Here is an 11,537-nt window from a genome sequence, read left to right as displayed (position 1 = left end):
CTTGGTCGACCTGAGCCGCCGTCCGGGCAAAGCCGGTGCCATAGGCGTGTTGGTTTTGCTCATACGGTTGCATCGAACCCTCCGAGAAGCGTTATCTCTCCTGACGAAGATACTTGCTGAGGCTGAGCGCCGGTTCAAGATCAAATACGACCCATGAGCCGCTGGGCCATTGTTGGAGAGCACAGGAACCCCACCTGCCAAGCAGCGTTCCCTGATGAGGCCAGCTTAGCAATAGCTTCGAGTGGCTGTGCTGGGCCTCCTCAACCGGAGACGCAATCATGAGCAAACTCACGGCACTGATAGGCTTTATCTTCCTGGCTGTTTCCTCGGCCTGGGCGCAGACCCCGCCTGCTACTCCCGGCTCGCCCCCTGTCGGGGATGCCGCCACAGGGGGTGGTCTCGCAGATTACTGGTGGCTCATTGTGCTCGCCATCATCGTCGCCGCAGCCATCTGGTACTTCTCCCGGAGCCGCGGCCGCAACCGCAATCAGCTGTAGGATGCTAATTCCTAAGCACGGCAGTTCTGGAACGGCTCCATGGCGTCAGCGTTGATGAGAGACGTGTTGATGCTCATGACCGTCTCCGAGAGAGCTCGGCCTTGTGCCGGGTTATTTTTGCCTCAGATCCGATTCAGAGCCTCAAACTTGAACTGACTCCATTGGCTCAGTGGCGGGCTTCGGTCAGATGATCCGTGATGCTCTGCTCAAGCTCAGTCATGCTATAGATCATGGTGGCCCAGCCTCCAAACATCAGCACTGTGGCCGACACGTTCACAAGGGCCAGGATCGCGATCAGCACCACCACAAAACGCGGGGTATCCTGCAACGGTTGATTGTCGGCCTTGATCCAGTGAGTCCTGAGGCTCAGGTGAGGTGCAATCATCGAACCATTCCTCAGAGATCCTGAAGATGATGATCATGATGAGCTTGAAGCCGCACCGATGAGGTGTGCCAGGGCACCTACTGGCATCATGTGGGTTGGCCGGTCAGTGACGAACGCCCCGGAAAGATAGCACGCAGCAGTTCTCGTCCCCAGCCGGATCAGGTAGTCTCGGCAACAGGCTGAGAGAACCAACGCCTGCGGGAGTTGTCCAATGCCAAAGCTAACCGTGAGCTGGGATGAGAACGGGCCTTCGCTTCAGACAGCGGAGGTCGAGAACCCCGGGTCGGACCGGCGCTGGAGTGCTCCGATCGGGCAGCTGACAGCAGATGAGCGGCAAGAGGTGCGGTCGGCAGCCCAGGCCTTGGCGCAGCTGATCGCAGATCTCGCGGAAGAAGACACCTTCTTCAGCAACCCCCCGTTAGATTCCAGAGCCTGACGATACTGCCGCGTTCGTGAGACCTTTCAAAGGCCGAGAGACGCTCTGACTTTTAATCCGAGGGCCCTGGGTTCGAGTCCCAGCGCACTTACCATAACACTCAATGACTTACCGGCGCATTGAGGTCGGTTTCTATCCGTCTAGCAACCATATAGCTACCACCGGCTAGGGTGAAAGCTCATCTGGGGCCGATCTACGTTTCTTAGCCGCACTGAGGGGGAGAGGCTCCCTCCTCTCTGTTGTCGTGCAATCGTACAACGCTTCCTGGTGCTGGGGCGATGCCGCTTGAAAATGGCGGAAACCAACTATGAGCTGAAGTCTCGTGCATCCTCCAGGAGGTTCTATCGCAATCTCGAAGCAGAAGCATTTTTCAGCGCCATTTTGCGGCGTGTCCAAGGCGCCAAGTAATTGATTTTGTAGCAGCCGGTCAGCGCAAGCCTGCAAGTATAGGCATGGATAAATCGAGTTTGCGACAGAACCGCTGATCTGCTTGTCGCATGAGCTGCTCGCAGAACACTGGCTATTATCTCGTGCCTGTTCCGCATTCGTGGCGCCGCCCCGCCGCCTACCGAATTGCGCGGTCGTGCAAGGCTGTCCACTCTGCTCAACCTTATCAACCTGACATTGTTTGAAGATGGGCTAATCCGAAGGGGTGATGGTGTACCCGAATGCGCCGGGAGCCAACGCTCATGGTTCCATAGTAATGTCTAGGTACATATTCATGTACGGAGAGAATACATTGTCTCATCTACAGAAAGTTCTCATCGCGGCGGCAACTTTTTGCGGCTTAGTTTTTGGCAGCTCCGGCGCTGTTCAGGCTGCTGGTGCATGGAACCCATCATGGGTGGGCGGTGGTGACAATGGGGGTCAACATGGCGGTGGCGGAGCATCGGGTGGTTCGCACAAAGGCGCGCCCGGTCCGATCGCCGGGGCTGGACTGCCATTCCTCATCATAGCAGGCGGCTATGTTCTGGTGCGCCGTTTCCGCAACCGTGGCAAGGTCGAATAAGTGGACGGCCTGCCGGCTAACCGATGGCGCTCGAATCTAGCGTCGGCAGCTCTGGGGACGGCAATCCGGCGACACTCGATCGAGGCCTCTTTTGCTTCCCGCAATTTCCTTTTCGCCAGCCTAGTGGTGGTGGGCTTCGCCAACGGCATCAGTGATAGGGTAAGCCTCGCATTAGCGGAAACCGATGTCGCTGCTGCACTGGCGAATACCTTCGGTATCAGCGTGATTGTCTGGAGCGCCTGGGCTATCAGCCTTGTGTTCCTGATGCGCACTCCTTTGCAACCAATAAGCCGGTTGGATGGAATTGTAGCGGCTGCTGCACTTCTTGCCTTTTTGGTGCCAATCGCCCCGCTAAGCTGGCTCGCCATTGCTGGTTTGGCCATTCACATTCTGCGGACCTCACCCAGCGCGAGCTTTCTCCAGCGAGGTGCATGGATCCTTCTGGCCCTGACGGTTCCGATGCTCTGGTCCAGGCTTCTGTTTGTGATGCTAAGCGAGGCTATTCTGCAGGCTGATGCGACGCTTGTAGGCTGGATAGTCGGAACACCTCGCCTCGGTAACGCAATTCAGTTCGCCGATGGCTCGGGATATCTCTGGATCGCACCTGGCTGTTCCTCGCTTGCCAACATCTCTCTGGCGTTTCTGTGCTGGGCAACGATCGCCAAGGTATTGAATCGCCCCAGTTCGCCAAGCGATATCGGCTGGGTTGTGCTCGCGTGCACTGCGGTTGCGGTCGTCAATGTCACCCGTATCAGCCTGATGGGTCTCTATCGAAACCACTTTGATCTGCTCCACGGCCCGGTCGGCGCAACCGTAGCAAGCTGGCTAACTCTTGGAGTAACGGTGACGATCTGTCTGCTCGGCACGCGGCGCGATCTTCCAGTTCCGCCGTATACGGGACCCGCTGTGACCTTTCCGCCAGCACTTAGCGGCGCGATCGGCCTAGTGCTGGCGGTAACCTTGTCCCTTAAGCTTCCGGGTCTCATGCTACTTACCAGCCCTATGGCCCCTGCACCGGGATTCTCGGGTGAGGCAGCGAGGCTGCTCGAACAGCATGGTTTAGAGGTGGATCAGGTGTCGCCCGGCGAGAACTTGGCCGGGATATCGGGGGCTACGGGAGCTTGCAGGGTCCGGATAAACGATGTCATGCCTCAAGGATGGCAGCAGTCGCTGGTAGCGGGCATCGCTGGAGATCATCACCTCGTCTACCTGTTCAACGGGAGGAACTATTCTGAGCAGCCGCTATTGCGGACCCGAGCCGACTACTACTGGAGCAGGTTGAACCGCTACCTCGGGCGAAACGTACCCACCCGGCCCGTTATTGTTGTGATCTTCACACCAGCATGTAACGGCTTGCCTTTGCGCGAGCTCACGGAACTGTCCGGCCGGTGAGCCAGTGTGCCCAGACGGGCTGCACGAGGCCTGTCTACAGGGTCAATGCCGCTCGTCCTGACATAGCTGCGCTGTGAAACCAACCCTGCGTGTCATTTCTCAAAGAGATCACTCTCGTCATCCACATGAGACGGAGGTCGCCTTCGCAAACCACCTGAATGGACTTGACGTCAATGCCGTCTCTTCAAGTCCCAAGTTGACGGTGCAGTGTTGCTTGAGCCCTCAAACGTTGGTCTGGATCGATAGATCCGTCTTCAATAACCTAACGCTACCTTGTGAATGGTGGCTCTCAAGGTCTGTGGTGTGTTTCAGAAGATCGCCTATTCCGTGAAGACGGAAGAGGATTCGGATGAACACTGGTGGATTAGACAATTTGAACGAACCGTACTTGCTGATCATCTGCTTCCTAAGCATCATCAGGAGACCGAGGGCGCGGGCATCGATGTCGTTCAGACCAGAGAGATCAACGTTCAGGTGATCCGTGCGTTTGATGACTTGTTTGAACGTTGCTCTTAGCGCAGGGACATCGCTAGCGCTGACGCTTCCCAGAAGAGAAACCTTCGCCTCCTTCGCTGTCGATGTCACCATGGTTCGGCATTTCCGCTGCTTTACGGCTCGCTTTGCACGTGCCAGCAGGCTGACAAAGGCGAGGGGCAACACGCGCGTAACCATCAGCGCGGACAGTGCTGACACATCCTTGGTGTAGCGTCTCCAAAGAACTGGCTCTTCCTTGATGCGCCACAGCCATTCGAGACCGAGTTTTCTTACTGTCGTCGGGGCTCGCTTGATGGTCCCGGCTACGAACGCGATCGTCGCGCCTAGGTGGCTCCGGACAGGAACCTGAATAATATGATGATTGCGTTGCAACCATGCCTGCCCTTTTGCAGCCCCGAGTGCAACGAGTAGCAAATCTGCTCCACTCGCGTTGATCGCGTTGATGATGTGAGAATGGCTCATCTCCTCAACCGAGCCAAAGCCTGGGTTTATCCACCCGACACATATGACGCCGGTTGCGTTCTTGTTGAGCACTTCGGCGGCCATAGCTGCAACTCCTTCAGCACCGCCGAACAGGAACACACGAATAGGCCTCTGCAGCTTCTCGCGGGTGACGAAAGCCTCGAAGATATCGGAACCGGCGACCCGCTCTTTTATGGGGATTCCCAACAGTCGCGCGATCCACACTAGTGCTATCCCGTCGGGTGGACAGAGATCACTCGTCCGTAGGGATTCTCGAAATCCCGCATCCGATTGGCTCGCGGCTAAGAAGTTCAAGTTAGGTGTGGAGAGCAGATACGAGGAATGCGGAACCATAGCTGCTAGCAACCGCGGCATCACCTCTTGCATGCCGATCGAATCAATCGGGAATCCTTGTAGACAGTAGACTTCTCGGTCGAGGTCGTCACAAGACACTCCGTCGTCGGATGTCACATCTTGAACGATTTCGGGCACATGTGCATTGCTCAGCCAGTTCAGGGCCGTGTCATCGGAGATAGTTTTTCCAAGAGTTCGAGAGGTGGTAACGGCATTCGACATCGACATGTCCCCCAACTTATTATCCGCAGTCTCGTGCGGTGCCCAGAGACTTTGAGAAGAGGGAGCGACAAGCGACAGCTCGCCGTCAGCCAAGCGGGTGCAACCGCCGGACTGTTCGTTGTTCACCACGTCATCTGCTGGTGAGACGCCCCTGCCTCATTTACGCCTAGGCATAGCCATTAGGCTGACATACGAAGCCACAGAGCTTCAAAGAAGATTTAGATATATTTGTTTATATAAAAGGAACTAACTCTTATTCCTGTGACTACCGTTCATAGTTTATGTAGGTAATCCTAATGCTTTTGAGCATTTGAGTCACTTCAAAATAATCGCGCCGTCCAGTCCCGGTTTGAGCGCATGCGGCCAGAGTGATAGGGACCCATCTGTTATGTGATGGACATGCCAATGCCCGCTCTCGATCGCCAAGGCTGCCGCATAGCTCTGTACCGGCGACCATGCCGTCAAGGACCATTGCTTCGTCGCCGATGGATCCCAGCCATCACGGATGAGGCCTGCCGCTTCAACAGGAATCAGGCCGACATCGATATCCTTAAGAGGTCGGTTGAGCCCAAGTCCACGTGCCTTGAGATAGGCTTCTTTCTGCGTCCAAACGGAAAAGAAGGTGGGCAGCTTGGCGCTTTCCTCAAGCGAACGGAACACAGATTGCTCGCGTCCGGAGAAGACGCTGTCAACAAGATCTAGAAGATCCGGCATAGACCGGATCTGCTCAATATCGACGCCGACTTCACTCTTGCGTACGATGGCCATCACCAGGCGGTTGCTAGAATGTGAAATGCTGAAGCGAAGCTGATGCACGTCAAAGGGGGCCCCAAGTTCCGGTTTCCCGAACCGGCCGGTCCGAAATTGCAGCTCTTGAGGCGCTGATCCGCAGTAAGACGCCAAAATCCCCCTGACATTGCCGCGGTACCAGATGAAAAAGCTCCGATCTCTCTGATCGCGCAATTGATCTGCACGGGCGCGTTCGTCAGCGCAGAGCAGGTTAGCCCAAAAAGTTAGATCGCACGAACAATGATTCATGGTGAGGCACCACAAATGGACATGGTGCGTCGGGAGCTCCAGCATGTCCCCATTCCTCACGTGCCTACCGCGCTGTTCTTGCAGCCAATGACCCCACGGCTCGTAAGATTATATCCCGCTGTCGGCGGAATCTCGCGTTGAGCAACAAAAAAGCGCGTAGCTTTGCCGAACCGTTTACCAAAGTTTTTCATATGGCATATTAATGTCTGTTCGAAGGCAGAGGATTAAACCGTAGAAATTATCCTGTCATTATTGATTGACCTTTATAAAATTAGTCAAGTTTACATGGCGCATCTGATATTGTACTTCGCGGGCCCGATACATTTAGGCGATGACCACAAGATGTATTTTGCTCCATGTATGTAGATTTAGCAATAACCCGGAATCTCAGTTGTGATCCGGCCGAGAACGCATAATCCTCCTGAAGGATGAATTTCCTGAAAATTCGTCCGACGAGACGAGGCGATGCTGGGGGCTGACGTGACGACTTCGACACAGCTGGAGGGGCGCTTGGCTTGCGTCCTGATCGGATCCGACACCCTTCTGACCGAATGCGGTGAGCTTCTCCTGCGGGCCGACCACGAGATTGTCGCCGTGGTCGCCGGCTCGCGCAAGGTCGCAGCCTGGGCGGCCGACCGGGGACTGACGGTCATCGACGGCACTCCCGATGCCGATCCTGCTGCCTCGACGGATGCGCTTCGCGGCTTGAACTTCGACTGGCTGTTCTCGATCACGCATCTGGCGATCATCCCTTCCGACGTGCTGGCGCTGCCTCGGAAAGGGGCCATCAACTTCCATGACGGTCTGCTGCCACGCTACACCGGCCTGAACACGCCGGCCTGGGCTCTGATCGAAGGGGCGTCCACCTACGGGATCACATGGCACCTGATGACGGAGGGTGTCGATGAGGGCGATATTGTCGCGTCCCGCACCTTCGAGGTCGATCCGGCCGAGACCTCCCTGTCAATCAACACGCGCAATTTCGGACTAGCTCTCGACGCCTTCGAGGAACTGACCGGCGATCTTGCTGCCGGCGCTGTCCGGCGCACCCCACAAAGCCGGACCGTGGAGCGTGTCGTCTACCGCCGAGCCGACCGGCCGAAGGCGCTTTGCCTGCTCGACTGGAGCCGTCCCGCGAAGGAACTCGAACGTCTCGTGCGCGCGCTCGATTTCGGCCCCTATCCGAACCCGCTCGGCCGCGCATCCATCCGCCACAACGGCATGGCTGTCGGCGTCACGCGCGTCGAGCTTCATCCTGAAATCTGCGGCGAACCGGGGGACGTGGTTGCGGTCCTGTCGGACGAGATCGTGGTCGCATGTGGGTCTGGCGGGCTCGGCCTGAAGGCACTGACGGGTCCCGCCGGAGCTCCGCTCGATATGACCCAGGCCCTCCAGGACCTCGGCCTCTCGGCCGGAAGCCGGATGGATACGCTCGACCAGGTGCGCGAACCGCTCACGGCGCTCGGTGCCCGGCTGGCGAGATACGAAGCCGGTCGGCTCCGGCGCCTGCTAGGTCTGGAGCCGGTGACCCTGCCCTGGGCCCGGACGGCCGCGCGGGATCATGAGCCCCGTTTTGCAACCTCTGACGTGACGGTGCCGGCCGGTCTGTCAGGGCGCTTCGGCGCAGAGGCGGCAGCGGCACTGGTCGCCGGCTTCGGCATCGTCCTGTCGCGTCTGTCAGGCAAGGAGCTTTTCCATCTTGCGGCCGTCGACCGGACGATCGTGAACGACAGGGCGCTTGCCGGACCGATCGTCTCCTCGTGGGCACCCTTCGAAGTCCGGGCGGACATGAAGGCCGGCTTCGTCAGCGCCGTTGCGGCCGCCGCCTCTGAAATGGACCGCGTCGCGCGGCAGGGCGGTTTCCTAACGAGCCTCGTCACCCGCGATCCGGAACTCGCTCGGCATGCGAATGCCGGTGCCCACCCGCTCGTCCCGATTGGCCTGCGCATCGACGCTTCCGGGCAGCCCGATCGCACCATCCTGGCCGAACTCGTCGTGAACGGCTCCCGTTGCTCGCTCGTCGTCGACGAGGAGCTGGTCGACCGTGACGATGCGGCCCTTCTGGTCCGCTGCCTCGAGCAGGCTCTCGTCGGTTTCTGTGCCGATCCCACCGTGCCCGTCGGGCAGATCGACATCCTGGGAGCCGATCTGCGCCGACTGGTGCTGGAGGACTGGAACGCTCCGGAGACGCCGGTTCCGGATCTGCTCGTGCATCGCGCCGTCGAGCAACAGGTCGACCGCTCGCCCGATGCGGTCGCGGCGATCTTCGAGGACAACGCCATCACCTACGGCGAACTCGACAGGCGCGCCAACCAGCTCGCCGCCTACCTGCAGTCTCTCGGCGTCGGCCCGGACGATCTCGTTGGCATCCATGTGGAGCGCGGCCTCGATCTCCTGGTGTCGGTCCTAGCCGTGCTCAAGGCAGGCGGCGCTTATCTGCCGCTCGACCCCACCTATCCGGCCGACCGGCTCCAGCACATGATCGCCGACAGCCGCTGCCGCGTGATCCTGACCTTCAGCAACGTCGCCCACTCGCTGCAATCCCTCAAGGATGGCGTGACCCGGATCGTGAGCCTGGATGGCGATGCCGCCACAATTGGGCGCTTCCCGACGGCTCGCCCCGGCAGCGCCGCCACGTCCGCCAACCTCTGCTACTGCATCTACACCTCGGGCAGTACCGGCCTGCCGAAGGGCGTTCTGCTCGAACACCGCAACGTCGTCAACTTCTTCGCCGGCATGGACGAGCGCGTCGATCACCAGACGCCGGCCACATGGTTTGCGGTCACGAGCCTGTCCTTCGATATTTCGGTCCTGGAGCTTCTCTACACGCTGACGCGCGGCTTCAAGGTCGTGATCTATCGCGACCGCGACCGCGATCCCGGCGCGGCCCCGCAGGTGGAGCATCGGCGCGACGCCGCAACGCCCGGCGGGATTGACTTCTCCCTGTTCTACTTCTCCGGCAGCGAGGCTGACAGCGCCGGATCCGGCAAGTACCGGCTGCTGCTCGACGGTGCGCGCTGGGCCGACGGCAACGGGTTCTCGGCCGTTTGGACGCCCGAGCGTCATTTCCACGCCTTCGGGGGCCTCTATCCGCAGCCGTCCGTCACGGCGGCGGCCGTGGCGGCGATCACGCAGAACGTATCGATCCGAGCCGGATCGGTCGTGCTGCCGCTCCACCATCCCGTCCGGGTGGCGGAAGCCTGGAGCGTCGTCGACAATCTCTCCAACGGTCGCGTCGGAATCTCGATCGCATCCGGCTGGCAGCCGGACGACTTCATCCTTATGCCCGAGAACTATGCCAAGGCGAAGGACATCATGTTCCGCGACGCGGAGCTGGTGAAGCGCCTGTGGCGCGGCGAGAAGGTAGCCTTCTCGGGGCCTTTGGGAAAGGACATCGAGGTCCAGACCCTGCCGCGCCCGGTCCAGCCGGAACTGCCACTCTGGGTGACGACGGCCGGCAACCCGGAGACCTTCGAGCAGGCCGGGCGCATGGGGGCTCACCTCCTGACCCATCTCCTCGGACAGACCGTTGACCAGCTTGCGCCGAAGATAGCCGCCTACCGGAAGGCCCGCGCCGAGGCTGGATTCGATCCGGAGACGGGCATCGTGTCCCTCATGCTGCACACCTTCGTATCGGATGACGACGACGCGGTGCGCGAGATCGTCCGCGAGCCGCTGAAGGCTTATCTCGGCACCTCCCTGTCCCTGCTGAAGCACTATGCCTGGGCCTTCCCGGCCTTCAAGAAACCGAAATCCGGCGAGGCCGGTGGCGGCGACGAACTAGCGGACCTTGCCGACGACGAGCGCGATGCGATCCTGGAATTCGCCTTCCTGCGCTACTACGAGACCAGCGGCCTGTTCGGCACGCCCGAGAGCGTCGCCAGGATGGTCGAAACCCTGAAGGGGATCGGCGTCAGCGACATCGCCTGCCTGATCGATTTCGGCATCGACACCGAGACCGTCCTGGCCAGCCTCCCGCACCTCGGCAGGCTCCGGCTGCAGAGCCAGCCGGCCCCGACACGCGATCCATCCGTCATGGATCCCGCACCGGTGCTCCCGCTCGACCAATCCGTGGCGGCCCAGCTCGGCCGCCATCAGGTGACGCATCTCCAGTGCACGCCCTCGATGGCGCGTCTCCTGACGCTAGACGAGGGGAGCCGCGCCGCCCTTGCGAAGGTCCCGAACATCTTCATCGGCGGCGAAGCCTTCCCGATCGGACTCGCCAGAGAGCTCACGGAACTCGTCGGCCATGGTCGCGTCACCAACATGTACGGCCCGACGGAGACGACGATTTGGTCCACGACCTGGGCGCTGCAGGCGGGCAGTGACAGCGTTCCGATCGGCACGCCCATCGCCAATACCTGGATCTACATCCTCGATGCGCAGGGGCAGCCGCTTCCACCTGGCGTTCCGGGCGAACTCTGGATCGGCGGCGCGGGCGTGGCCCGGGGCTATCATCAGCGGCCGGAGCTGAGCGCGGAACGTTTCGTCGCCGATCCGTTCCGCGGCGGTGCGGCACGCATGTACCGGACCGGCGACCTTGCAAAATGGCGGCTACTCGACGACGGGCGCGGGATCGTGGAATTCCTGGGTCGCGTCGACCATCAGGTGAAGATCCGCGGCTACCGGATCGAACTCGGCGAGATCGAGGCGCGCCTGGCCCAACATCCGGCGGTTCGGGAATGCGTGGTGGTGGCCCGCCCGGGTCCGGCCGGCGACCAGCAGCTGGTGGCGTTCCTGTCGGCTCGCACCGGGCAGTCCGCCGACCCGGCCCAGATCCGGTTCTATCTCCGCGACAGGCTGCCCGAGGCCATGGTGCCGGCTCATGTGCTGGTGCTGCCGTCCCTGCCGCACACGCTCAACGGCAAGATCGACCGCAAGGCGCTGCCGGAGCTGACCGAGACGCGCAGCATCCGCCCGGCCGCCCAGGCGCCGGTGGCGGCCGAGGGCGACCTGGAGAGGACGGTCCTCGCCGCCTGGCACGCCACCCTCGGCGACGACACGATCCGGGTCGACGACAACTTCTTCGACGTGGGCGGACACTCGCTGCTCGTGGTTAGACTGCACCGTCATCTGCGCGAGATCCTCAAGCAGCCGATCTTCCTGACAGATCTCTACCGTTTCCCGACCGTGCGCAGCTTCGTGCAGTCCATGTCGGCCAACGTTCCGGATGCCGCCGCGCAACGGGGGATCGATCGCGCGGCACGCCGGCGCGAGAGCTTCCAGCGCCGCGGCGCCTACCACTAG

The 11,537-nt window shown here is 60.5% G+C and carries 6 protein-coding genes; 3 read left to right on the top strand and 3 right to left on the bottom strand.

The features are described from left to right. Positions 1–278: 278 nt before the first annotated feature. Positions 279–497 carry a hypothetical protein gene (locus IC232_RS26325; protein WP_190847922.1) on the top strand — a complete coding sequence of 73 codons (219 nt, stop codon included), beginning with the start codon at positions 279–281 and terminating at the stop codon, positions 495–497. A 166-nt stretch (positions 498–663) separates the two neighbouring features. Here IC232_RS26325 and IC232_RS26320 read toward each other — a convergent pair whose 3' ends face one another. Beyond that, positions 664–882 (bottom strand): hypothetical protein, encoded by a 219-nt coding sequence (locus IC232_RS26320; RefSeq protein ID WP_190847921.1) that lies wholly within the window; start codon positions 880–882, stop codon positions 664–666. Between the two features lie 1,445 nt (positions 883–2,327). On the opposite strand from IC232_RS26320, the gene IC232_RS26315 reads away from it, so the two are divergent. Continuing rightward, positions 2,328–3,719 carry a hypothetical protein gene (locus tag IC232_RS26315; RefSeq protein WP_190847920.1) on the top strand — a complete coding sequence of 464 codons (1,392 nt, stop codon included), beginning with the start codon at positions 2,328–2,330 and terminating at the stop codon, positions 3,717–3,719. A gap of 222 nt (positions 3,720–3,941) precedes the next feature. On the opposite strand, the gene IC232_RS26310 is transcribed toward IC232_RS26315, so the two are convergent. Both IC232_RS26310 and IC232_RS26305 read right to left on the bottom strand, forming a co-directional pair. Then, positions 3,942–5,378: a WecB/TagA/CpsF family glycosyltransferase gene (locus tag IC232_RS26310; protein ID WP_312895238.1), complete on the bottom strand. Its 1,437-nt coding sequence runs from the start codon at positions 5,376–5,378 to the stop codon at positions 3,942–3,944. 189 nt (positions 5,379–5,567) lie between these two features. Further along, positions 5,568–6,335, bottom strand: coding sequence for a 4'-phosphopantetheinyl transferase family protein (locus IC232_RS26305; RefSeq protein ID WP_190847919.1), 768 nt, complete (start codon positions 6,333–6,335; stop codon positions 5,568–5,570). A 435-nt stretch (positions 6,336–6,770) separates the two neighbouring features. On the opposite strand from IC232_RS26305, the gene IC232_RS26300 reads away from it, so the two are divergent. Further along, positions 6,771–11,537 carry a MupA/Atu3671 family FMN-dependent luciferase-like monooxygenase gene (locus IC232_RS26300; protein WP_190847918.1) on the top strand — a complete coding sequence of 1,589 codons (4,767 nt, stop codon included), beginning with the start codon at positions 6,771–6,773 and terminating at the stop codon, positions 11,535–11,537.

It is taken from the genome of Microvirga sp. (assembly GCF_014699075.1).
In the GTDB taxonomy this organism is placed as follows: domain Bacteria; phylum Pseudomonadota; class Alphaproteobacteria; order Rhizobiales; family Beijerinckiaceae; genus Microvirga.
Note: the sequence above shows the minus strand (reverse complement) of the source record. Positions and strands in the feature narration are given on the sequence as shown.

Bases quoted from the DNA above. Each gene is read 5' to 3' on its own strand.
- IC232_RS26305 (WP_190847919.1), bottom strand. From the start codon at position 6,335: ATGCTGGAGCTCCCGACGCACCATGTCCATTTGTGGTGCCTCACCATG.
- IC232_RS26320 (WP_190847921.1), bottom strand. From the start codon at position 882: ATGATTGCACCTCACCTGAGCCTCAGGACTCACTGGATCAAGGCCGAC.
- IC232_RS26325 (WP_190847922.1), top strand. From the start codon at position 279: ATGAGCAAACTCACGGCACTGATAGGCTTTATCTTCCTGGCTGTTTCC.